The organism is Pseudoxanthomonas sp. CCNWLY206-1 (genome assembly GCF_039710385.1).
Lineage (GTDB): Bacteria > Pseudomonadota > Gammaproteobacteria > Xanthomonadales > Xanthomonadaceae > Pseudoxanthomonas_A.
In genome coordinates, this window is the sequence record NZ_JBDKXI010000001.1 from 300,656 (window position 1) to 324,006 (window position 23,351).

The following is a 23,351-nucleotide window of genomic DNA, read 5'->3' on the forward strand; positions in this document are numbered from 1 at the left end:
TTATCAGCTGAACGGAGTTTACCGCCCCCAGGACAGCGTGGGCGTGACGGCCTTGAAATGCCGCGAGACATACTTATTTTCCGGCTATCGCGCCCGGATGGACCGGTGCGCATCCGGAAGGAGAACCTCGTATGAGCAGTGTGCAGTACAACCCCTGGTCGCGCGCTTGGTCCAATCCGCGTGGCTTGCAGGATGAAATCAAGCAGGTGTTCGACCGTTTTCTTGGCGATGAAGGCGATCAGTCCAATGTCGTCACCAGTCAGTGGGTCCCGCGCGTGGATATTCGCGAGGATGGTGATCGCTTCGTGATTCTTGCCGACATTCCCGGTGTGGATCCGAAAGACATCGAAATCCATATGGACAAAGGCATTCTTACTTTGCGCGGCGAGCGCCAGTCGGATAAAAAGAACGAGAACGGACGCTATTCGCGAGTGGAACGCGCGCATGGCATGTTCTATCGCCGCTTCGCGCTGCCGGACAGCGCCAATCCGGATGGCATTACCGCCACTGGCAAGCACGGCGTTTTGCAGATCGATATCCCCAAGAAGCCGGAAACCACCCCGCGCCGTATTCAAGTGCAGTAAGCGCCGTTCTTCTTCCTGTAGGAGCGGCGTCCCGCCGCGAGCTCTTCCCACCAGGTTGCGATAAAGCAAACGCTCGCGCCGGGACGGCGCTCCTACATGGTTCTTGGATTTTTTCAGGACGGCCGGAATGTATATGGCCACGGCGACGCTTGGATAATGGCCGCGCGGGCTGAACTGCGTACCGGAGCGGCGGATGCTGAGCTGCATTTTTCCACGATGGTGGCGCATATAAACTGCGCGGATTGCCGGCAGGCCCTAGAATCAGTCCTGGCTTCCGCCCCCGCGGCTATTCCCGCGAAGGTCGCGGCACGATCTTCCCGAATTCGATCAGCAGTGGAGTTTTATGCAATTCAAGGATTACTACGCAGTCCTGGGCGTCGAGCCCACCGCGGGCGATGCCGAGATCAAAACGGCATACCGGCGGCTGGCGCGCAAGTACCATCCTGATGTCAGCAAGGAAACCGGCGCCGAAGAGCAGTTCAAAGCCGTCAACGAAGCTTACGAGGCGCTGCGCGATCCGCAAAAACGTGCCGCCTACGATCAATTACGCGCACGCGGTTACCGCCCCGGCGAAGAATTCCGTCCTCCGCCCGATTTCGGCCAAGGCGGGTACGGCGGGCAGGGGTTCGATTTCGAAGAAGTCTTCGGCAGTGCCGGAGCCGGCAACAATGGTGGATTCAGCGACTTCTTCGAAGGGTTGTTCGGCCGGCGCGCACGCGCCGACGGCGCACAAGCACGTGGACCGCAATCGCCACGCGATTCGCACGCAAAGCTGGCGGTGCCGTTGCAGACGATCTACGACGGCGACAACGTGCGCGTGAACGTCAACGGCAAGCAGTTGGACATCAAGGTGCCGAAGGGCATCAAGCCAGGTCAGGTGATCCGGCTGGCCGGGCAGGGCACCAGTGGCGGTAGTCTGCTGCTGGAGGTCGAGTATGCGGCGCACCCGCAGTTCGAGGTGGACGGACGCAACATCATCTTCGTGCTGCCTGTGACGCCGTGGCAGGCCGCAATGGGTGCGACCCTGAGCGTACCGACCCTGGGCGGACCGGTGGACGTGAAGATCCCTGCGGATTCCGATTCCGGCCGTAAGTTGCGGCTGCGGGGTAGAGGGTTGCCAGGCACGCCTGCGGGCGACCAGATCATTGAACTGGAAGTCACCGCGCCACGAGCGAGCAGCGAAGATCAGCGCCAGGCGTACCGCGACCTGGCCAAGGCGTTTGGCGAAAAGGCTTCCTGATGCTTCGGCGACAGCCGATACCGCAGATTCCGTAGAAGCGCCGTCCCGGCGCGAGCTCTTCCTGTCAGATCGCGATAGAAGCGAAGAGCTCGCGCCGGGACGGCGCTCCTACGGTAGGGCGTTCATGCGGATGGACAAAAAAAAGCAGGCCTTGGCCTGCTTTTTTGTTTGACGAAAACCAATAAGGGAAAATTACGCCGCAGGCGGCGACGGCAATTCCCGCGCATTGAAGACGCGCTCGATGACTTCCGCCAATTCGTCTTCCGAGAATGGTTTGGTCAGATAGGCCTTGGCACCTTGCCGCAGTCCCCACATGCGGTCGGTGTCCTGGTCCTTGGTCGTCACCAGGATGACCGGGATGTGCTTCGTAGTAGCTTCCCGGCTCAGTGTGCGCGTCGCCTGGAAGCCATTGAGATTGGGCATGACCACGTCCATCAATACCATGTCGGGCAGTTCACGCTTGGCAACTTCCACGCCAGCGGCGCCGTCCTCGGCGGTCAGGGATTCATGCCCCAGTTTTTCGACGATGCGCTGGATACCCAGCAACTGCGAGGGTGAATCGTCGACGATCAAAATTCTTGCCATGGAGTTCCCCAAGTTGTCCCCGCGCCGATTGTAGAGCGAGATTGACACAACAGAAATGGGGGTAGGTACGTCAGAAGCGGCTGAACCGGCTTTTATCCTGTTTTGACCACCGTCCGGCCGAAGGAATGACCCGCCAGCATGGCTTTAAAGACCTCCGGAAGCCCATTCAGATCAATTTCTCGCGTGCAAATGGTGTCCAAATGAACAGGTTTCCAGTCGTCGGCCAAATGCCGCCAGATATCGTCCCGGATATCACGGGCCGTTCCGGCGGACGCAATACCGACCAACGACACGCCGCGGATGATGAACGGCATGACCGTGGCATCCAGTTCATGGCTCGCCGCTAGACCGGCGGTGGCGACATTGCCATAGGGGGCAGTCTGCGCCAGCAGGCTGGTCAGCATCGGACCGCCTACATTGTCCAGCCCGCCACCGAACCGCATCGACTCCATCGGTCGCGTGGTCGCCAGGACTTCACGGCCCAGCACTTCGCTGGCCCCGATCGACTTCAGGTACCCGCTGTTTTCAGGTTTGCCGCTGATGGCGTGCACTTCGAACCCCGCCCGGCTGAAGATGTCTACCGCCAAGGACCCCACGCCGCCCGTGGCGCCGGTAACCGCGAGCGGGCCTAGTTCGGGCGTCTGTCGATTGTCCCTTAGCCGGTAGAGCGCCAATGCCGCAGTGAAGCCGGCAGTGCCCAGGATCATGCTTTCACGCAACGTGAGCCCGGTTGGAAGGGGAATGACCCACTTGGCCTCCAGCCGCGCATATTCGGCGTAGCCGCCATCACGCGTCTCGCTGAGCCCGCAACCGGTGACCAGCACGGCGTCGCCCTCCCGGAATTTCGGGTCTGTCGACGCCACCACATGCCCCGCCGCATCGATGCCGCCGACCAGCGGAAAACGGCGCAGGATCTTGCCTTCACCGGTACCCGCCAACGCATCCTTGAAGTTGACCGATGAGTAGGTGGTCTTGATCACGACTTCGCCAGGATTCAAGTCATCCAGCGCAACTGATTCGGTGCCGCTGCGGTAACCGTTGGCGTCGTTGTGGATGCGGAAGGCGGTGAAGGAATCAAGCACGGTCATTTGTCTATCCGTCATCCCGGCGAATGCCGGGACCCAGCGGCTTGGATTCTTGCCGTTACTGGCTGCAAATGCAAAGCGATTCGTTTTAATCCGGATTCGCCAAAAAAAAACGCCCGGTAGCGGAGCAGCTACAGGATATCTTGATATAAGTCGCGCCAGTATGGATTGGCGTCTTCAATCAGACCGATCTTCCAGGCACGCTTCCATTCTTTCAGCGCCTTTTCGCGTGCGATGGCGGATTCCATGCAGCCATGTATTTCATACCAGACTAGCGTATGCACCCGGTAGCGCTGAGTGAAGCCAGCGACTTGGTAGTTCTTGTGCTGCCATATACGTGCGGGTAGATCGGACGTGACGCCGATATACAGAGTGCCGTTGCGGCCGCTTGCGAGAATATAGACGCAGGGAATCCGTTCCTGCATAGGGCGCTCCGGCCGGGTTGCTTCCAATGATTTTGTGTTGCTGTTGTATCGATCGCGATTCAAACATCAAGTCGCTGGGTCCCGGCGTTCGCCGGGATGACGGCATCATTTTTTGAGTGGTTGATCTACAAGCAGAGTGTTTCGTTCATGCGCGCTAATAATGCACAGAAGAAATGACCTCGTCATCCCGGCGGACGCCGGGACCCAGCGACTCAGCCTCGGAATCTCATTTCATTCAAAAAAGCCAGCACCAGCACTCAACGCAGCGACTTCCGCCGCTTCTCATCAATCCACTTCGAAGCCTGCGCAGGCTCGTAATCCTTCATCCATTGCATCAATGCATCGATGTCTTCGCCGTGCCACAGGTCGTTCCGTTGATCGGCGTGCAGGAAACGTTCCTCGACCATGCGGTCGATCATGCTGATCAGTGGCGTATAGAAACCCTCCACATCCAGGAATGCACAAGGCTTGCCGCCGATGCCCAGCTGGCGCCAGGTCAGCATTTCGAACATTTCGTCCAATGTGCCGAAGCCGCCGGGCAGGGCGACGAAGCCATCGGCCAGATCGAACATGCGCATCTTGCGCTCATGCATATTGGCCACGACTTCCAGCCGCGTCAGGCCGCGATGCGCGACCTCCCAGCCGACGAGCTGTTCCGGGATGACGCCGATCACTTCACCGCCGGCTTGCAGCACGGCATCGGCCACGATACCCATCAGACCTACATTGCCACCGCCATAGACCAACTGCAGGCCTTCCTTCGCGATGCGATCACCCAGGGCGATCGCTCGTTCGGTGTAAGCGGGTTTGTTGCCGGCGTTGGAGCCGCAGTAGACGCAGATGGATTTCATGGGGGCCGGGAATGGGGAATGGGGAATGGGAATGGGGAATGGGGAATGGGGAATGGTAAAGAGCAAGCAGAGAAACGAAAACGCCGGCACTAAGGCCGGCGCTCGCACGGGGGATGAGGACGAGCAGGAAAACGCTTTCCGATTCCCTATTCTCGTTTCCCCATTCCCGACCCTCAATTCGCCTTATGTATTGCGCGTTTATCCACTGCCATCGCGGCATCGTGGATGGCTTCGGATAGCGTCGGGTGCGCATGGCAGATGCGAGCCAGGTCGTCGGCGGAGCCATTGAACTCCATCGCCAGCACGCCTTCGTGGACCAACTCCGACACACCCACGCCAACCAGGTGCAAGCCCAGCACGCGATCGGTTTCCGCATGCGCGATGACCTTTACGAAGCCGGCGGGCTCGCCCATTGCCACCGCACGTGCCACCGCGGCGAATGGGAAGCTACCGGTTTTGTACGGCGTACCTTCGGCCTTGAGCTGTTGTTCGGTCTTGCCGACCCAGGCGATTTCCGGCTCGGTGTAGATCACCCACGGCACGGTATCCAGGTTGACGTGCCCGGGCAGGCCGGCGATCAATTCAGCGACGGCGATGCCTTCCTCGAAACCCTTGTGCGCCAGCATCGGGCCGCGCACGCAGTCGCCGACCGCCCACACGCCATTCACGCCGGTATGGCAATGCTCATCCACTTCGATCTGGCCGCGTTCGTTGACTTTCACTCCGGTGCCATCGGCCAGCAGGCCCTTGGTCGCTGCCTTGCGGCCCACGGCAACCAGCAGCTTGTCGACCACGATGGTCTTCTCGCCTTCGGCGTCGCTATAGCTAACTTCGACTTCCTTGGTCTTGCCCTTGCCTTTGATTTCGGTCTTGCTGACCTTGGCGCCCAGACGGATGTCCAGCCCTTGTTTCTTGAATTCCTTGGCGGCGGTCTTGGCCACTTCGGCATCGGCAGCCGCCAGGAAATCGGGCAGGGCTTCCAGGATGGTGACTTCGGCGCCCAGGCGCTTCCATACGCTGCCCAGCTCCAGGCCGATCACGCCCGCGCCGATTACCGCCAGGCGCTTGGGCACGGCGGTGAAATCCAGTGCGCCGACGTTGTCGACGATGTACTCGTTGTCGAATTTCGCGAATGGCAGTTCGATGGAATCAGAACCGGCAGCGATCACCACGTTCGTGCCCTTGAGTTCGACTTCGCTGCCGTCGTGTTGCTTGACCTTGACGATGTTGCCCGGCTGCAGCTGGCCAAAACCGTAGAACGGCGTGATCTTGTTGGCCTTGAACAGCATCGCGATGCCGCCGGTGAACTGCTTCACGATCTTGTCCTTGCGGCCGATCATGGTGGCGACGTCGATCTTGGCGTCCTTGGTGGTGATGCCGTGGTCACCGAACAAATGTTGCAGGTTGTAGAACTGGCGCGAGCTGTCCAGCAGCGCCTTCGACGGCACGCAGCCCACGCGTAGGCAGGTGCCGCCCAGCGCTGGTTTGCCGTCCTTGCCCAGCGCGGCATCGATGCAGGCGGTCTTCAGCCCCAGCTGCGCGGCACGGATGGCGGCGTGATAGCCGGCAGGGCCGGCTCCGATGACGACGACGTCGAATTGTTCGCTCATGGAATCTGGTTTCCTTGTCTATTTGGTCCGCGGCCTGGTGGCTGCAGGTAAATGGCAAAGAGAAAGGTGAAGAAACGCGCGCCTTTACCTTTGCCATTGAGCGCGAAGCGCGCTCCCTTGGCTGTTCACACCGCTGGCTATTTACATCCCGAGCAGCATGCGATGCGGATTTTCCAGCTGATTCTTGATGTCGACCAGGAACAGCACCGCGTCCTTGCCATCGATGATGCGGTGGTCGTAAGACAGCGCGATGTACATCATCGGCGCGGCAATGACCTGCCCGTTCTCGACGATCGGGCGCTCCTTGATGGCGTGCATGCCCAGGATGGCGCTTTGCGGCGGGTTCACGATGGGCGTGGACATCAACGAGCCGAAGGTGCCGCCGTTGGTGATGGTGAAGGTGCCGCCCTGCAGGTCTTCCAGGCTCAGCTTGCCGTCGCGCGCTTTCTTGGCGTATTCGGCGATGCCTTTTTCGATGTCGGCGAAGCTCTGGCGCTCGACATTGCGCAGCACCGGCGTGACCAGGCCTTTTTCGGTGGATACCGCAATCGAGATGTCGGCGTAGCCGTGATAGATGATGTCGTTGCCGTCGACCGAAGCGTTGACCACCGGGTAGCGCTGCAACGCGTTGGCGGCCGCCTTGGCGAAGAAGCTCATGAAACCCAGCTTGATGCCGTTGGCCTTTTCGAAGGACTCACCCAATTCCTTGCGCATCGCCATGACCTTGCCCAGGTTGACCTCGTTGAACGAGGTGAGCATGGCGATGGAATTCTTGGACTGCATCAGGCGTTCGGCGATACGCGTACGGATGCGGGTCATCGGCACGCGCTCTTCCGGACGGGCGCCGCCAGACACACCGGCGGTCTTGCCGCTGGCGTAGTTGACCAAGTCTTCCTTGGTGACCGCGCCGCGGCGTCCGGTGCCTTCCACCTGCGAAGGATCGATACCCTGGGTTGCCGCGGTGAAGCGCGCACCTGGCGGCAGTTCGTCCGCGCCCTTGGAGGCAGGCGCAGGAGCGGCAGCGGCAGCGGCCTTGGGAGCTTCGGCGGCCTTGGGCGCCTCGGCTTTCGCGGCTTCAGCCTTGGGTGCTTCGGCGGCAGGAGCGGCAGCGGCGGTAGCCCCTTCTTCGATGATGGCCAGCAACTGCTGGCTAGTCACTGTGGCGCCTTCCGCGAACTTGATTTCCTTCAGCACACCGTCGACGGGCGAGGGTACTTCCAGTACGACCTTGTCGGTTTCCAGGTCGACCAGATTCTCGTCGCGCTTGACCGCGTCGCCGGCTTTTTTGTGCCAGCTGGCGATGGTGGCATCGGAAACGGATTCGGGAAGAACCGGAACTTTGACTTCGGTGGCCATTGGAGAGGGCGTCCTGGTGTTTGTTGTTATCGGGTAAAGGTCGGATTGCGGTTTGGAACTGGTGTCTACTCGGCGACGTTGTCGCTGCCCAACTTATTCACCAACGCGTCGGCGACCAGCTTCAGCTGTTCTTCGACGTGCTCGGCGAAATGGCCCGCAGCAGGCGAGGGCGAGCGTGGGCGGCCGGCGTAATGCAGCACTTGTTTGTCCGCGAGGCAGGCGTTGAGGTGGTGACGAATCTGGTACCACGCGCCCTGATTCTGCGGTTCTTCCTGGCACCACACCACTTCCTTGGCGTTTGCAAAGCGCTTCAATTCGGTTGCCAGCATCTCGCGCGGGAACGGATACAGCTGTTCGATGCGTACGATGGCGGCATCATCCTGGCCGCGTTTCTGCTGGTCCTCCAGCAGGTCGTAATAGACCTTGCCCGAGCACGCCACCACGCGCTTGACCTTCTTCGGATCCGCGCTGGCATCCGGAATCAGGTGCTGGAATTCGCCATTGGCCAGTTCGTCCAGGCTGGAAACCGCCAGCTTGTGGCGCAGCAGCGACTTGGGCGTCATCACCACCAGCGGTTTACGCGTGGTCATGCGCATCTGCCGGCGTAGCATGTGAAAACACTGAGCGGGCGTGGTCGGCACGCAGACCAGCATGTTTTCCAGTGCGCACATCTGCAGGAAGCGCTCCAGGCGTGCGGAGCTGTGTTCCGGACCCTGGCCTTCGTAGCCGTGCGGCAGCAGCAGGGTCAACCCGCTGATGCGGCCCCACTTGGCTTCGCCAGCGGCGATGAACTGATCGATCACCACTTGCGCGCCATTGGCGAAGTCGCCGAATTGCGCTTCCCAGATGCACAGCGTGTTGGGATCGGTGGTGGAAAAACCATACTCGAACGCCATCACCGCTTCTTCGCTGAGCAACGAGTCGATGATGGTGGCGGTTTCCGGGCTTTCCACCAACTGCCGCAGCGGCAGGAAATAGCTGTCGGTCTTTTGATCGTGCAGGATCGCGTGGCGATGGAAGAACGTGCCGCGGCCTGCGTCCTGCCCGACCAGTCGCAGGCCGTGGCCTTCCGCCAGCAGCGTGGCGTAGGCCAGGTTCTCCGCGAAGCCCCAGTCGCCCGCCAATTCACCGGCCGCCATCTTCACGCGGTCGTCGTAGATCTTGGCCACGCGGGGGTGCAGGGTCACGCCAGCGGGAATCGTGGTGATGATCTTGGCCAGCTGGTCCAGCGCGTTGCGCTTGACCTTGGTGTCCACCGGATCGGCGAGCTTGCCGGTGACATATTTGGACCAGTCGATCGCCAGTTCGTCCGATTTCTGCTTGGCTACTTCGGTGGTGTATTGGCCGGAGTCCAGCTTGTCGCGGTACTCATCGACCAGCGCCTTGCCACCGTCGGCGGGAACCACGCCGGCGGCTTCCAACTGGCCGGCGTACAGCTCACGGGTGGTCGGATGCTTGCGAATCGCCTGGTACATCAAAGGCTGGGTGGCCGCCGGTTCGTCGGCCTCGTTGTGACCATGGCGCCGGTAACAGACCAGGTCGATGACCACGTCCTTCTTGAACTGCTGACGGAAGTCGTAGGCCAGGTTGGCGCAGAACACCACGGCTTCCGGATCGTCGCCGTTCACGTGCAGTACGGGCGCGCCGATCATCTTGGCGACGTCGGTGCAATACAGCGTGGAGCGGGCGTCGTCGCGGGCGCTGGTGGTAAAACCGATCTGGTTGTTGATGACGATGTGGACCGTGCCGCCGACGGCGAAACCGCGCGCCTGCGACATCTGGAACAGCTCCATCACCACGCCTTGGCCAGCGAACGCAGCGTCACCGTGCATGATGATGGGCAATACGGCCTGGCGAGAGGTGTCGCCGCGGCGCTCCTGGCGGGAGCGCACACTGCCGACGACCACAGGGTCGACGATTTCCAGGTGCGAGGGGTTGAAAGCCAGCGCCAGGTGGACCGGACCGCCTGGAGTGGCGATATCGGCCGAGAAGCCCATGTGATATTTGACGTCGCCGGCGTGGGCAAGGCTGTCGTGCTCGAACTTTCCTTCGAACTCGTCGAACAGCTTGCGCGGGCTCTTGCCCAGCGTATTGACCAGCACATTGAGACGGCCGCGGTGGGCCATGCCGACCACGATGTCCTTGACCTGCCCTTCGCCTGCGCGGCGAATGATGACGTCCAGCATCGGGATCAGCGAATCGCCGCCTTCCAATGAGAAGCGCTTCTGGCCGACATATTTGGTGTGCAGGTAGCGTTCCAGGCCCTCGGCGGCGGTTAGCCGCTCCAGCGTGCGCTGCTTGGCTTCGGCGCTCAGGCCGTAATTGCCGCCGGCGGCTTCCAGCCGCTGGTACAGCCATTGGCGCTGATCGGCCTGCGAGATGTGCATGAACTCGGCGCCGATGGAGCCGGTATAGGTCGCCTTGAGCCGCGTCAGCAGGTCGCGCAGCTTCATGCGTGGCTGGCCGGCCAGTCCGCCGGTGCTGAACTCGCTGTCCAGGTCCCGCTCGGACAGGTTATGGAACGGCAGCCCGAGGTCCGGCGGGTCGGCCGGCGGGGTGAGCCCCAGCGGGTCCAGCTTGGCGCTCAGATGGCCGCGCGAACGATAGGCGGTGATCAGCCGGCCGACATTGCGCCCGTGCTCGTCGCCGCCCGGCGCGGCCACATGACCGTTGTTGGCCGCCTGTTTGGCGGCTTCAGCGATCTGCTGGATAACGACCGAATGGGGCACGTCGCCGGCTTCATGGCCCTTGAAGCCGTCGAAATAGGCTTTCCATTTGGGACCAACGCTATCGGGAGAGACCAGGTATTGCTCATACAGGTCTTCGACATAGGAGGCATTGCCTCCATTGAGCTGCGAGGATTGCGCAAACTGCTTCAGGAGATTGTCCACAATGGCGATAGCGTGCGATGGGGAGGGGTCGGAATAGCTTGGAATTGCATGGGCATGCTTGATTCGGGCGGGGTTCTTTTTAAGGGTTCCGCACGGACAGATGAAAGCGCCCGAAATTATACCCGCATGCCGGGAGCCGCGCCCAAACGTATTGGACTAAAGACGGAGGCGAACCATCATGGTGCGCTAACAGGCCCAGGAGCGTGATGGTGTGCCGTTCTCAGGTAGGCGCTTTCGTGGCTCAGAGTCCGAGCGCGCGGTATTCGGTGCAATGCCGTGAGCGTTCCCAAACGCGGCCGAACTCCTCACGCAGTTGGCGGGCACGGCCCGGGTTCTCCAACTCGGCCTCGCCGTCGAAACGATGGCCCAGCGGACGGAAGTAATAGCCGCCGCGGTCGTTGACGATGAAAGCGGAAGGGTATGCGCGGTCCACCGGATCCCGCACCTCACGAAAGGCGAATACGCTGGGAAGCCGCTGTGCCAGGCCGATCAGCGGCGCCAGCGTGTGCTGCGGCGTGGTGGCATCCTGCAACAGGATATGGACCTCGCCGCCGCGCGTGCGGGTACCGAAGCGACGCAACGCGTCCAGTACACGAGGAGCATCGAACAGGCCCGGATCCAGTTCACGCGTATAGATAAGGACGGTCCGGCTGGCCTGGGCGACGAGCGCGACAGCAATGGACATGGCGGCGTGCTGGTGCTCGATGGCCATGGCGCCGCCAAGCCGGCGCCGCATCGACTGATGTTCGATGCCGGCCTCCCAGAAGCGCTCGCCATAGGGCAGGAATCCGTGCCGCGAGTAGAACGCTTCCGCGCTGACTTGCGCGTGCAGCGAAACCTCCGGCCACTGCTGTTGCCGGGCCGCTTCAATCAATGCCGACAGCAAGGCATCGCCGACGCCGCGTCCGCGCCAGTCGCGCAGTACCGCCATGCGGCCGATCTTGCGCTCCGGCGTCAACCGACCCGTGCCGATGGGTTGGCCCGCGTCGTCGCGAGCGATCACGTGATGGTACAGCGGATCCAATGCGTCCCACTCTTCTTCGATGGGTACCTGCTGTTCTTTTACGAACACGGTTTCGCGCACGTGGCGCAAATCGTCCAGCCCGGCCGTGTAGTCAATCTGCTCGACGCGGAACCCGGAAGCGCTCATCAGCCTTCATCTTCCATCAGTAGTTGGTAGTGGCCCTGGGCCAGCAGTTCGAACGCAACATCGCGGCCACGTTCCGACAATGACGCGTACACCACGGCATCCAGGGACTCATTCGCGGCCAGCGCTTGCGCATCCTTGAGAGGCAATGGGAATTCCCGACCGCTGCAGAACAACGTCGCGCCTCCTTTCCGGCGCCGCCAGGCCATGCGCGAGAACGGGTGCCGCTGGAGCACCGCACCATGCTCAAGATCCCATTCCACTTCGATGCGCGAACGCAGGGCATCGGGCGGTGCCACTTCGCCGGCGGCGCGATAGGTGGTGATGAAACGGCCGAACCAGTCGCCCAGTTTGTCCGGGTCATCCATGCGCAAGGCATTGAGTGCGTGGACCACCCGTGCCATGGCTTCGGCGTCGATCTCGTTGGGGTCCTTGGGTGGGGTCAGATCTTCGTCGTGATAACGCAGTGACTCGTCAGCGTCGGCGACCAGGTTGTCCAGATAGTCGCTGATCAGTTCGGCCGAAGAAGGCGCACGCATGCCGAAAGAGAACGTGAGGCAGGGATTCTGCGCCACGCCGTGATGCGGCACGCCAGGCGGCAGATACAGCATGTCGCCGGGCTCCAGGACCCAATCGTGGCTCGGAGTGAATTCGCGCAGCAGCTTCAATTCCACGTCGTCGCGGAATTCGGTAGGTGGGTTGGGGCGGGCATCTATCTGCCAGCGGCGTTGGCCCTTGGCCTGCAGCAGGAATACGTCGTATTGGTCGACGTGAGCGCCCACCGATCCACCGGTGGCGGCGAAGCTGATCATGACATCGTCCATTCGCCAGCGCGGCAGAAAACCGAACGCGCCCAACAGCGCGCCCACATCCGCATCCCATTTATCCACGTCCTGCACCAGCAAGGTCCAGTCGTGGTCGGGCATGCCGGGGAATTCTTCCTCCGCGAACGGACCCGTCCGCACCGTCCAGGCATCGCGCTGGCGATCATGGTTGACCAAGCGCGACAGTGCGAATTCCTCGCAGGCCAGGCCGGCCAGGTCCTCGGGTTCGATGGGCGAAACAAAATCGGGAAACGCGTTGCGAATCAGCAGAGGTTTTTTCTGCCAGTAGTCGCGCAGAAAATCGGCAGGTTTCATGCCCAGCGGCAAATGCTTGCGCGCGTCGATTTCGATCATGGCGCGGCCTTGGCTTTGCCGGCAGGAGCGGTTGCTTCCTCGGCCAAGCGTGCGTCCAGCCGTTTGCGGCCCGTTTCGCTATAAGCCTTGCATGCTCCGGTATTCACCAGTGGCTGGCTCGCGCCGGGTCCGATGCGGGACCACAGCTGGCTGGCCGACGGATGCGGGGTGACCAGGATGTCGCAGGGCAGGTCGGCCACGCGTGCGAGTGTTTGGCGGAAAGCGGCGACGTAGCCCGGATGCGTGGTGTCGTCGCTGTAACGGTATTCGTCGTCGGAAATCGCAGTGAGGCTGTCGGCATAGACGATCTGGCGGCAGTCGTCTTTTTCGCACGAGCGCCATGTCCAACTGGTACCGCCTGGCGTGTGACCCGGCGTGGGGATTGCCTGCAGCGCGAGCGGGCCGACCTTGACCACTTCATCATCGGCGATGGACTGCACGTTGGCGACTGCGGCGAAGGGCTCAAGGACGAGGAGTTGCGGATCGTTGCGATCGCTGGCCCCGCGTTTGATGGTAGCGACAGCAGGTTTGCGCGCCAGTACCGGCGCGCCTGTGGCTTGTTGCAGTTCGGCCAGGCCGCCGACATGGTCGAAGTGCTCGTGCGAAAACACGATGTAGCGAACGTCTTCGGGCTTGAAGCCCAGTGTGCGGATGTTGGCGAGGATCTGCTTGCCCGCTTGCGGGGTGGCGCCGTCGATGAGGACGTGTCCCTGCGGCGAGGTCACCAGCAGCGCGCTGATGCCGCAGGTGCCGACATACCAGGTGTTGCCATGGACGCGTCGCGGCACGGCCGGATCGTTCCAGCCCGCGTCGTCGGCGCAGGCCGTTGCGGGCGTTGCCGGTGCTTTTTCAGCGGCGGGCTGCGCCAACACGGCGGTGGATAGCGGCAGCATGACGCAGAGCGTGAGGGTCTGGAATCGCAAGAGAGCTTCCTTTATGTCGTGACTTCTTTATGTCGATATTTCGTCGTAGCCGCGGCCGACGAATTGAACCAGGCACCAGCCGTGACCGAACGGGTCGGCCAGCGTCACGATGCGGCCCCAGTTGGCTCCGAGGATGTCGCTTTCCTGCACCATGCCGGCGGTGAGTGCGGCGGCCAATGCGGTTTCCAAGTGTTCCACTACAACGTCCAAGTGCAGCGGCGTCCAGTGGCGGTGATAGTCGCGCGTCGATGATGCAGCGCCAATGCTGCCAAGCGGTTTCCGCAGTAGATAGATCGGCGCCTGTGCGCCGAGCAGTTCAACCATGTCCCCGTCAAACCGGCGGCCGACGCTGAGCCCAAACGCCGCACGATACAGAGACTCGGCGGCAGGCAGGTCGGGTACATCGATGTTGATCAGCAGATGCATGGTGGGCCGTCGGCGTACCTTCGTATTTTGCTCTTGCTGGGTTTTTGGCTTGTGATCCCGCAGTGTCAACGGTGGGACGGCGTTAAATTTCCCGCGCCAGCTTCTCCGCCAAACCGATGTAACCGCCCGGCGTCAGATCGCGCAACCGCTGTTTTGCGTCCTCAGGCAAATCCAGCGATTCGATGAAGGCGCGCATCGAATCGGCGGTGATGCCCTGGCCGCGGGTTAGTGCTTTCAGCTGCTCGTAGGGATTGGGAAGGCCGTGACGGCGCATGACCGTCTGCACGGCTTCGGCCAGCACTTCCCAGGCGGCATCCAGGTCGGCATTGAGCCGTTCCGGTGCTACCGTCAGCTTGCCCAGGCCCTTGCTCAGCGAGTCCAGGGCGACCTGGGTATGGCCGAACGCAGTGCCGATGGCACGCAAGACTGTCGAGTCGGTCAGGTCGCGCTGCCAGCGGCTGATCGGAAGCTTGGCGCTGAAGTGTTCGAACAAGGCGTTGGCCAGGCCGAAATTGCCTTCCGCATTTTCGAAATCGATCGGGTTGACTTTGTGCGGCATGGTCGAGGAACCGACTTCGCCTTCTTTCAATCGCTGCTTGAAATAGCCCAGCGAGATATAGCCCCAGATATCGCGCGCCAGATCGATCAGGATGATGTTGGCGCGGCGGGCGGCGTCCCCGATCTCAGCCACGTTGTCGTGCGGTTCGATCTGAGTGGTATAGGGGTTGAAGACGAGTCCCAGGCTCTCGACGAAACGCTGCGCGAACGCCGGCCAGTCCACGTCCGGGTAGCTGACGACGTGGGCGTTGTAGTTGCCGACCGCGCCATTGATCTTGCCGGTCAGTTCCACCGCCGCGATCTGCCGGCGCTGGCGTTCCAGTCGCGCGACGACGTTGGCGATCTCCTTGCCCAGCGTGGTGGGCGAAGCGGTCTGCCCGTGGGTGCGCGACAGCATCGGCTGCCCGGCTTGGGCGTGCGCCAGCTGCCGCAGGATGGCGGTCACGCCATCCAGTGCCGGCAGTAGCGCCTCGCGACGCGCCTCTTCCAGCATCAGCCCGTAGCTCAGGTTGTTGATGTCCTCGCTGGTGCAGGCGAAGTGAACGAACTCCAGTGCCGGCCCCAGCTCCGCGTCATCCTTCAGCTGTTCCTTGATGAAGTACTCGACGGCCTTGACGTCGTGATTGGTGGTGCGTTCGATTTCCTTCACGCGGGCGGCATGGGCGACCGAGAAGCCGTCGGCCAGTTGGCGCAATCGTGCCGTTGCATCACTGGAGAACGGGGAAAGCTCGGCGATGCCTGGTTCGGCGGCCAGCGCCAGCAGCCACTCCACCTCCACCTTCACCCGCGCCTTGATCAACCCGTACTCGGAGAAGATGGGACGCAGTGCGTCGACCTTGCCGGCGTAGCGGCCATCGAGCGGAGACAGGGCGAGCAGGGAGAAATCCGACATGGCGGGGCGTCGAGCTGAAAAAGAGCGTTCTAGTTTACCGCGAGACGCCGACAAGGCGCCCGGGCGTATCCTGTCCTTCTCAGCCAGCTCCCAAAACTACTGCGCGTCTGCCAGCCGGGCGCGGTCGGTGCTCGGAATCCTCATGTACCGCTGCGTACACTCCGGTTCCTCCGCGCCGCCCACACCCGCCTGACAACCGCTCGCTACGTTTTGGTTGGTGTCCCTGAACCTTCAGTGGACGCCGGAGCCAGCCGCAATCCCTACTCCTGGAGACGGTGATGAGCAAAACCCCCACAGAAGAAACCCGTCTAGAGCACGACAGCATGGGCGAATTGCGTGTGCCCCGCGACGCTTTGTGGGGTGCGCAGACCCAGCGCGCCGTTCAGAACTTTCCGATTTCCGGCAGGCCGATGCCGCGGGGCTTCATCCGTGCCCTGGGCCTGATCAAGGCGGCGGCGGCCGAGGTCAATGCCGATCTGGGCTTGTTGCCGAAAGGCATCGCCAAAACCATACAAGCCGCTGCGCTCGAAGTGGCCGAAGGACGACACGACCTTCATTTCCCCATCGACATCTATCAAACCGGGTCCGGTACTTCGTCGAACATGAATGCAAACGAGGTGATCGCCACACTGGCATCGCGCACGGGCAAGGCGGGCAGCAAGCGTGGAAATGGCGTGCATCCCAACGATCACGTCAACCTGGGGCAGAGTTCCAACGACGTGGTGCCCACGGCGATCCGCGTCTCGGCGCAACTGGCGGTAGTCGAGGATCTGTTGCCGGCGCTTCGGCACCTGCGCAAAACCATTGACCGGCGCGGCAAGGCCCTGGCCAAAGTAGTGAAGACCGGCCGCACGCACCTGATGGATGCCATGCCGCTGACGTTCGCGCAGGAGTTTTCGGCTTGGTCGGCGCAGTTGAATTCTGCCGAAGGCAGGCTGGAGGACAGCCTGAAGCGGCTGCGTCGGCTGCCGTTGGGCGGCACCGCGATTGGCACGGGCATCAATGCTGACCCGCGCTTCGGAGCCAATGTTGCCAAGGCGCTGTCAGTGCGGACCAGGGCGCGCTTCGAAACCGCGGACAACAAATTCGAAGGGCTGGCCGCGCAGGACGATGCGGTGGAACTATCGGGTCAGCTAAGCGCATTGGCAGTGGCGTTGACCAAGATCGCCAACGATCTGCGCTGGATGAACTCGGGGCCGCTCGCGGGGTTGGGCGAAATCGAACTACCCGCGTTGCAGCCGGGCAGTTCGATCATGCCTGGGAAGGTCAATCCGGTGATTCCGGAAGCCACGGTGATGGTGTGCGCACAGGTGATGGGTCACCACACCGCGATCACCATCGCCGGGCAGACCGGCAATTTTCAGTTGAACGTCGCGTTGCCGCTGATTGCAGCCAATCTGCTGGACTCCATTCAATTGCTATCCAATGTCTCTCGCCTGCTGGCCGATTCATCGATTGCCGGCTTGAAAGTGCGGCAGGACCGCATCCAGGAAGCGCTGGAGCGCAATCCCATCCTGGTCACCGCACTTAACCCGGTGATCGGCTACGAAAAAGGTGCGGCCATCGCCAAGCAGGCCTACAAGGAGAGCCGTGCCGTATTGGATGTCGCGCGAGAAGTCACCGGTCTACCGGAAAAGACGCTTAAAGAGCTGCTGGATCCAGCGTTGCTGGCCAAGGGCGGCATCCATGGCAAGGCTGGCGGCAGCGGAGGATGATCAGTCTGCCGCTGCTGAGAGGCGCTTCTCATGTAGCGTGCGCTGTGCGCACGATCAGATAACCGTTAGGAAGCGCGTGTTTATACCTTCAAAGGCGATGAAGTGCCCTGAGCTTCCCGCTCCCTAGGCCGTGCGCACAGCGCACACTACAACTGTTATGACGCGTATGTCGTGATCGGTGGGGAAAGAATCTACTTGCGGCAGTCCGCCACATCGTCCAGCGTCAAACCACTGTAAGGAGCGAATGCCGGCAACTGCGCGACCAGAGCTTCCTGGGCCGTATGCAATCCGGCCAGGCGGTCGCAGATCTTCATCGCCTCGGCTTCTACTTTCTTGGCTGCCGTTTCTACTTGGGCCTCGATATTTTCGGGGGTTCCGGTGAACACGCCTTTGATGGCGCTGCCGACCGCCTTGCCGGCCAACGCTGCGCCTTCCTTGCCGGCGGCCATGCCCGCCGCGCCGATGCCATTGAGTTCCTGGTAATAGGCCGCCAGCAGTGCGCGCTGAATATCGGTGACCTGCACAGGCTTGCCACCGATGCTGAAATCACCGGCCGCGGTGATCTCCGCCTTGGGCAGTCCCTCGGCGCTAATGGTCAGTGTTTTGCCGAGAATATTGAGCGTCTGGCCATCGTTGGTATTGACGGTAGTGGTGGGTTGGCAACCGCCCAGTAGCGCTGCGATCAATGCAATCGAGGCAAGCAAGGTATGACGGTGTTTCATGGATTTCCCCCGAAAAATGGCTTCAGCGGTCCTTGGGCAGATCAGTCTCGCCCGTGACGCCGGAATGATCGATGGAACCGCTGCCCTTCGAGCGTAGCGTCAACTTGCCACGGACATCGCGCACGCTGGCGTTGCCAGAACCTATTGAACCCACCTCGACGTCGCCATCGATATCGCGAACCTGCGCGTCGCCGGAACCAATGGAACCAATCTCAACCCGGCCGCGGGCGCCGTCCAACTCGAAATCACCCGAGCCGATGCTGCCGACCTTGACGCCGCCACGCACTCTCCTGGCGGCGACATCGCCGGAACCGATGGAAATGACATGCAGCGAACCGACATCATCGAGCTCGATGTCGCCCGAGCCGACCGAAGCGGCGGCGAGGCCACGAACGCGTCTGGCGATGACATCGCCGGAACCGACATCGGCGCTGAATACCGATACACCAGACACGTCGGCATCACCGGAGCCCACCTTCAGCTGCACCGGGATATTGTCCGGCAACGTCGCGCGCAATTTCAGATAGGCGTAGTTGTCGCCAAAGAAAAGGCCGATGGATTGGCCTTCGCGATGCGCGCGGACAATCAGTTTGTCGCCAACCCGCTGCTGCGTCAGCTGCAACTGCGCCAGGTTCTTTTCGTGCGAAGCGCAGGCTGTGCCCTGGATATCACCCTTGGCGCCGGGGCTGGCCTCCAGTTTCAAGTCGTGCTGAGCCAGCTCGAACACCACCGCCTTGACACCACTCAGGTCCAACGAAAGATTACGCGGCTGCGAGAGCTTGCATTGATCCTCGGCGAAAGCCGCGACCGGCAGCAACAGCAGCAGAGAAAGAATCGACTTGCGCATATAAGGACTCCGGCTTCAATGACGTGGCTTCGGTAACGCTCAGCCGTGGCGGGTTTTTGCGGTGAAGCCGTCCGAATGGATCGGCTTCACCGGTTTGCGGTCAGTCCGCCAGTTCGCGCCAGCGGCGCAGATAGATGGCACCGACCAGGCAGGCGACGCCGAACACCACTCCGATCCACAGATCGACCGTCGCGAATGCCTGCCAGCTGGTAGTCAGGTCGATAGCGTTGGCCAGCTGGTCGGGCGTGTCGATGTCGACATTCGAATCGGGCTGACCCTCGCCGATTCTCGGATACCAGGTGCCTGGCACCACGCTTAGCAAACCGCGATAAACCAGCGTGTACCAGACCAGGTCATGACGTACATCGAAGCCTGGCAGGACGGAGGTCATGCTGGCGATCACGCTTCCCAGTACCGGCAGCAGGACGGCCCATAGAAACGGCTTGCTGCGCGCCCACGCCGAGCAGAGCATCAGCCAGCCGATCGTCGGCAATGCCCACATGATGTAGACCGGCAGCGAGCTCAATACACCGCCGATTATGCGCAGCGGATGCGAGTGGGTGAATACCGCTGTGCCTGCGCCCAGGCCATTCACGGTCAAGGTAAGCGCGGAGACGATCCACAACACCAGTCCGATCACGATCCCGATCGCCACCGCGGCAATAGGCGCCAGCACGAGTGCCCAGACTGTCTTTGAGAGGACCATCTTGGCGTCGGATACCGGCAGTGATTTCCAGAACAGCACGCTGCGGTCGCGGCGGTCATCGTAGAGCGAGCCGAGGGCATAGAAGAACACCACGAACGCCAGTACCACGCAGGCCAGCAGCACGCCTGCCAGCAGTACGCCGTCACCGAACGCGCCCACGGACTTGGCGATCTCCTCGGAGGTTCCGTTGATCACGAATCCGTTTTCGCCCATGGACTTGCGCCCGGCGATGCTGCCGATGATCGCCATCAGTACATACAGGAAAGAGAAGATGGCGCCGGTGATCAACGGTGCCCACAAGAAACCACCGCGGTTTTCCCAGAACTCGCGCTTCAACAGCCACTTGAACGTGTTGACTTTATGGGTGGTGACGGCGTTCATGCGTAGGTTCCTTTCATGATGGCCACGAACAGGTCGGCCAGGCCGGGGGTACGGATTTCGCCCAGGGCTTCGAGTTGTTCCTTGGGTACGCCGTCGAACAGCAACACGGTCTTGCCGAAGGGCAGGGCGCGTTCGTCGATGGGCTTCAGTGCGCGTGCCTCGCCGGCTTTTTCGGCCGAGGTCAGCACTTCCGTATAGCGTTCGGCCACGTCCTCCATCGGGGAAGTCAACACGATTCGGCCGTCACGGATAAACATGACGTCGGTCAGGATGTGCTCGATTTCCTCCACCTGGTGGGTGGTGACGATGATGGTTTTCTGCTCATCGAAGTAGTCTTCCAGCAGGCGCTGGTAGAACTGCTTGCGGTACAGGATGTCCAGGCCCAGCGTGGGTTCGTCCAGCACCAGCAGCTTGGCGTCGATGGCCATAACCAGTGCCAGATGCAGCTGCACGATCATGCCCTTGGACATCTCACGTACGCGCAGATTGGGTTTGAGCTGGGTGTTGGCGATGAATCGCTCGCATTTGGCGCGATCGAAGCGCGGGTGCACGCCGGCTACGAAGTCGATGGCTTCCTTCACCCGCATCCAGCGCGGCAACACGGCCACGTCGGCGATGAAGCAGACATCGTTCATCAGTTCGTCCCGGTCCTTGCGCGGATCCAGGCCCAGTACCGTCAGATGGCCGTCGAAGGGAATCAACCCCAGGATCGCCTTCAATGCCGTGGTCTTTCCGGCACCGTTCGGACCTATCAGACCGATGATCTTGCCGGCTTCGATATCGAAGCTGGTGTCGTTGAGCGCAAGTTTGCTTCTATAAGCCTTGCGCAGTCCGTGGCCGGAAACCACGGTTTCGGAGGTCATTCCGTCAAAAGCTGCAGCGCTCATCATTTGTTCCCCTTGGATTGCAGCAATTCTTCCATCGACAGGCCCAGGCGCTCAATGCGCTCGGCCACGGCCGGCCATTCGTCGTGCAGGAAGCGCTCGCGCTCGCTGCGGAGGAGTTTCTTGGACGCCTCTTCGGTGACGAACATGCCCAGGCCCCGGCGCTTCTCGACCAGGGCTTCGTCAGCCAGCTCCTGGTAGGCGCGCGAGACGGTGATCGGATTCAACTGGTACTCGGCCGCCACCTGGCGCACCGAGGGCAGTGCATCACCCGGCTTCAACAACCCGTCCAGCATCATCGCGATAACGCGATCCTTCAGCTGGCGGTAGATCGGAGCGCCATCGCTCCACTGGATAGAGGTCATGGCTTAGCCCCGGGGACGCAGCGACTGCGCAAAGGAGAAGTAGGGCATCGACAGCGAAGCGCGCGAACGGCGTTTGTGCGAACGCTTGCCGGCGGCTTCTTCGGCTGCTTGCAGGGTTTCGGCTTCGATGGCCTCTACTACTAATGGGGCGGCGCTAAGAACCGTGGGTAGCCGGGCGCTGGAGCCGCTGGACAGCAGTCCTACCAGTAGCAATGTGCCGCCGGCGGTCAGGCTGGAGAGAGAGTTGGAGCATTTCTGGTTCATCGCGTACCCCCCTTTACTGGGTGAGTGGTGTTGTATGTAACTATAACACCGAAACACGCGCCGTCAACTACCGCCGCGGGTTTTGTCACCCAACTAAAGGCATACTTGGTTCAACCCCTGTCCGGAATTCCGATATGCGATCCAACTTGTTGAAAATGTTGAGTTTGTCCGCCGTCTTCGCCGTAACGGCAACGGCGTTCGCGGCGGGATTGCTGGACGTCAGCTACCGTCCCCTGGCCGGAAAAGCCCCCGTGAACCTGAAGGAAAGCTATGGCGGGCAGGTGCTGTTGGTCGTGAATACGGCCAGCAAATGCGGGTTCACGCCTCAGTACGAGGGTCTGGAAGCGTTGCAACGCGAGTACGCCGGCAAGGGCTTTTCGGTGCTGGGCTTTCCTTCGAACGACTTCATGGGCCAGGAACCGGGCAGCGAAGAAGAAATCAAGGAATTCTGCACGCTGACCTACGGAGTGAAATTTCCGATGTTCGAAAAAGTCCATGTGAAGGGCGATCAGACGACGCCGTTGTACCGTTCACTGTCGCAGGCAACCGGCGTGTCTCCCGGCTGGAATTTCCATAAGTACCTGATCTCCCGCGACGGCCGCGTTGTCGCCAACTTTTCCAGCAAGATCAAGCCCAATGATCCAGTCCTGCTTGCCGCTATCGAAAAGGAGCTCAAGCGCACAAAGCCGGCCAAATGATCGGGACCGCATGGAAGCGTCGCGTGCGACAATAACGCTTCATGCCATCGTTGACGGTGGTTTTCTTTGAGGAGCAAAGGATGAAGCGGTCGGTTCGCGGCGCTGCCGCGTTAGTGGCATTCACGGTTTCGGTATTGGGAGGCAACTTGTCAGCACAGGAAAAGACGGCGCTCACGACAGAGCGGGATAAAGTGAGCTACGCGATCGGCGTGGATGTGGGTACCTCGTTGCAGCCGGTCGGTCCTTTCCTGGACGTTGCCGCGTTCGAGCGCGCGCTTAACAACACTTTCCAAGGCAAGCCGCCGTTGATCAGCGAAGCCGACGCACAGGCGACCGATCAGGCGTTGCGCATGAACCTGGCCGCTGCCGAAGGCACTCAAATCCCCGGCATGCCGCCGGGTGCCAAGCCACCGGCCGTCGACAAGAGCAAGGTCGGCCTGTTCCTGGGGACTTATGTGGTTGGCCCGTCCCTGTTGCCGTTCAAGGATGAGATCGACACCACGGTGCTGGCGCAGGCGCTGCGTACGGCCACCACCGGCGGTACGCCGTTGCTGACGGCCGAGCAGGCAAAAGAAGAAATGAAGGCCTACCTGACCAAGCGTCAAGGCGCGGCCGGGCAGCGCAATCGCGACGAAGGCGCCAAGTTCCTGGCTGAAAACAAGACCAAGAAGGGTGTGATCACCACGCCGTCGGGCCTGCAGTACATGGTGCTGCGCGAAGGCAATGGCGATCGCCCGATGCCTAACAGCCGCGTTCGCGTCAATTACGTGGGCACGTTGTTGAATGGCACCAAGTTCGACAGCTCCTACGATCGCGGACAGCCCGCTGAGTTTGGCTTGAACCAGGTCATCCCCGGCTGGACCGAAGGCGTTTCGTTGATGCCAGTGGGCGCCAAGTACCGGTTCTGGATCCCTTCGGACTTGGGGTACGGCCCCAATGGCGCACCGGGCGGCGTGATCGGTCCCGACGCGACGCTGACATTCGATGTCGAATTGATGGGCATATTGCAGTAATCCAA

General features: G+C 61.5%; 22 protein-coding genes, 1 other RNA gene and 1 pseudogene. 6 read left to right on the forward strand and 18 right to left on the reverse strand.

Going from position 1 to position 23,351, the window contains the following annotated elements; all coding sequences use genetic code 11:
• The first annotated feature begins 131 nt into the window (after positions 1–131).
• Positions 132–584, forward strand: a complete 453-nt coding sequence (locus AADW18_RS01245) for an Hsp20/alpha crystallin family protein (protein ID WP_337341529.1) — start codon at positions 132–134, stop codon at positions 582–584.
• 343 nt (positions 585–927) lie between these two features.
• Positions 928–1,824 (forward strand): DnaJ C-terminal domain-containing protein, encoded by an 897-nt coding sequence (locus AADW18_RS01250; RefSeq protein ID WP_337341530.1) that lies wholly within the window; start codon positions 928–930, stop codon positions 1,822–1,824.
• Between the two features lie 192 nt (positions 1,825–2,016).
• On the opposite strand, the gene pilH is transcribed toward AADW18_RS01250, so the two are convergent.
• The 12 genes and pseudogenes from pilH to purB form a co-directional block, all read right to left on the reverse strand.
• A complete protein-coding gene (gene pilH / locus AADW18_RS01255) occupies positions 2,017–2,409 on the reverse strand; it encodes a twitching motility response regulator PilH (RefSeq protein WP_337341531.1) in 393 nt (130 codons plus the stop codon).
• A 92-nt stretch (positions 2,410–2,501) separates the two neighbouring features.
• Positions 2,502–3,497: a YhdH/YhfP family quinone oxidoreductase gene (locus AADW18_RS01260; protein WP_337341532.1), complete on the reverse strand. Its 996-nt coding sequence runs from the start codon at positions 3,495–3,497 to the stop codon at positions 2,502–2,504.
• A 128-nt stretch (positions 3,498–3,625) separates the two neighbouring features.
• Positions 3,626–3,919 (reverse strand): GIY-YIG nuclease family protein, encoded by a 294-nt coding sequence (locus AADW18_RS01265; RefSeq protein WP_337341533.1) that lies wholly within the window; start codon positions 3,917–3,919, stop codon positions 3,626–3,628.
• Between the two features lie 257 nt (positions 3,920–4,176).
• Complete coding sequence (locus tag AADW18_RS01270; protein ID WP_337341534.1) at positions 4,177–4,770, reverse strand: TIGR00730 family Rossman fold protein; 594 nt, start codon at positions 4,768–4,770, stop codon at positions 4,177–4,179.
• A gap of 173 nt (positions 4,771–4,943) precedes the next feature.
• On the reverse strand, positions 4,944–6,380 hold the full coding sequence (gene lpdA / locus AADW18_RS01275; protein ID WP_337341535.1) for a dihydrolipoyl dehydrogenase: 1,437 nt from the start codon (positions 6,378–6,380) through the stop codon (positions 4,944–4,946).
• A 141-nt stretch (positions 6,381–6,521) separates the two neighbouring features.
• Entirely contained in the window at positions 6,522–7,736 is a 1,215-nt protein-coding gene (sucB, locus tag AADW18_RS01280) for a dihydrolipoyllysine-residue succinyltransferase (RefSeq protein ID WP_337341536.1), read from the reverse strand.
• Positions 7,737–7,801: 65 nt separating this feature from the next.
• Positions 7,802–10,627 carry a 2-oxoglutarate dehydrogenase E1 component gene (locus AADW18_RS01285; protein WP_337341537.1) on the reverse strand — a complete coding sequence of 942 codons (2,826 nt, stop codon included), beginning with the start codon at positions 10,625–10,627 and terminating at the stop codon, positions 7,802–7,804.
• 241 nt (positions 10,628–10,868) lie between these two features.
• Positions 10,869–11,711, reverse strand: a complete 843-nt coding sequence (locus tag AADW18_RS01290; RefSeq protein WP_337342095.1) for a GNAT family N-acetyltransferase — start codon at positions 11,709–11,711, stop codon at positions 10,869–10,871.
• Between the two features lie 6 nt (positions 11,712–11,717).
• Positions 11,718–12,952 (reverse strand): annotated as a pseudogene (locus AADW18_RS01295) (cupin domain-containing protein); the annotation flags it as partial.
• Positions 12,949–13,875, reverse strand: a complete 927-nt coding sequence (gene bla / locus AADW18_RS01300; RefSeq protein WP_337341538.1) for a subclass B3 metallo-beta-lactamase — start codon at positions 13,873–13,875, stop codon at positions 12,949–12,951. The gene bla and the pseudogene AADW18_RS01295, both read right to left, overlap by 4 nt.
• A 27-nt stretch (positions 13,876–13,902) precedes the next feature.
• Complete coding sequence (locus AADW18_RS01305) at positions 13,903–14,301, reverse strand: VOC family protein (protein ID WP_337341539.1); 399 nt, start codon at positions 14,299–14,301, stop codon at positions 13,903–13,905.
• 82 nt (positions 14,302–14,383) lie between these two features.
• Positions 14,384–15,751, reverse strand: coding sequence for an adenylosuccinate lyase (gene purB, locus AADW18_RS01310; protein WP_337341540.1), 1,368 nt, complete (start codon positions 15,749–15,751; stop codon positions 14,384–14,386).
• Between the two features lie 142 nt (positions 15,752–15,893).
• Between purB and AADW18_RS01315 the strand changes: the two genes are divergently transcribed.
• Together AADW18_RS01315 and AADW18_RS01320 are read left to right on the forward strand one after the other, a co-directional pair.
• Positions 15,894–15,971, forward strand: a non-coding RNA gene (locus tag AADW18_RS01315) — sX9 sRNA.
• 58 nt (positions 15,972–16,029) lie between these two features.
• The gene (locus tag AADW18_RS01320) at positions 16,030–17,466 is read left to right on the forward strand and encodes a class II fumarate hydratase (RefSeq protein ID WP_337341541.1); all 1,437 of its coding nucleotides are present in this window, start codon (positions 16,030–16,032) and stop codon (positions 17,464–17,466) included.
• Positions 17,467–17,657: 191 nt separating this feature from the next.
• Here AADW18_RS01320 and AADW18_RS01325 read toward each other — a convergent pair whose 3' ends face one another.
• The 6 genes from AADW18_RS01325 to AADW18_RS01350 form a co-directional block, all read right to left on the reverse strand.
• Positions 17,658–18,188: a hypothetical protein gene (locus AADW18_RS01325; RefSeq protein WP_337341542.1), complete on the reverse strand. Its 531-nt coding sequence runs from the start codon at positions 18,186–18,188 to the stop codon at positions 17,658–17,660.
• 22 nt (positions 18,189–18,210) lie between these two features.
• Entirely contained in the window at positions 18,211–19,035 is an 825-nt protein-coding gene (locus AADW18_RS01330; RefSeq protein WP_337341543.1) for a DUF2807 domain-containing protein, read from the reverse strand.
• A 100-nt stretch (positions 19,036–19,135) separates the two neighbouring features.
• The gene (locus tag AADW18_RS01335) at positions 19,136–20,122 is read right to left on the reverse strand and encodes an ABC transporter permease (RefSeq protein WP_337341544.1); all 987 of its coding nucleotides are present in this window, start codon (positions 20,120–20,122) and stop codon (positions 19,136–19,138) included.
• On the reverse strand, positions 20,119–21,009 hold the full coding sequence (locus tag AADW18_RS01340) for an ABC transporter ATP-binding protein (protein WP_337341545.1): 891 nt from the start codon (positions 21,007–21,009) through the stop codon (positions 20,119–20,121). The genes AADW18_RS01335 and AADW18_RS01340 overlap by 4 nt, the downstream gene beginning before the upstream one ends.
• Positions 21,009–21,371 (reverse strand): GntR family transcriptional regulator, encoded by a 363-nt coding sequence (locus AADW18_RS01345; protein ID WP_337341546.1) that lies wholly within the window; start codon positions 21,369–21,371, stop codon positions 21,009–21,011. The genes AADW18_RS01340 and AADW18_RS01345 overlap by 1 nt, the downstream gene beginning before the upstream one ends.
• 3 nt (positions 21,372–21,374) lie before the next feature.
• The gene (locus AADW18_RS01350) at positions 21,375–21,635 is read right to left on the reverse strand and encodes a hypothetical protein (protein WP_337341547.1); all 261 of its coding nucleotides are present in this window, start codon (positions 21,633–21,635) and stop codon (positions 21,375–21,377) included.
• 134 nt (positions 21,636–21,769) lie between these two features.
• Here AADW18_RS01350 and AADW18_RS01355 point away from each other — a divergent pair, with 134 nt between their 5' ends.
• On the forward strand, positions 21,770–22,333 hold the full coding sequence (locus tag AADW18_RS01355) for a glutathione peroxidase (protein WP_337341548.1): 564 nt from the start codon (positions 21,770–21,772) through the stop codon (positions 22,331–22,333).
• Positions 22,334–22,413: 80 nt separating this feature from the next.
• Positions 22,414–23,346 carry an FKBP-type peptidyl-prolyl cis-trans isomerase gene (locus AADW18_RS01360; RefSeq protein ID WP_337341549.1) on the forward strand — a complete coding sequence of 311 codons (933 nt, stop codon included), beginning with the start codon at positions 22,414–22,416 and terminating at the stop codon, positions 23,344–23,346.
• The last annotated feature ends 5 nt before the right edge of the window (positions 23,347–23,351 follow it).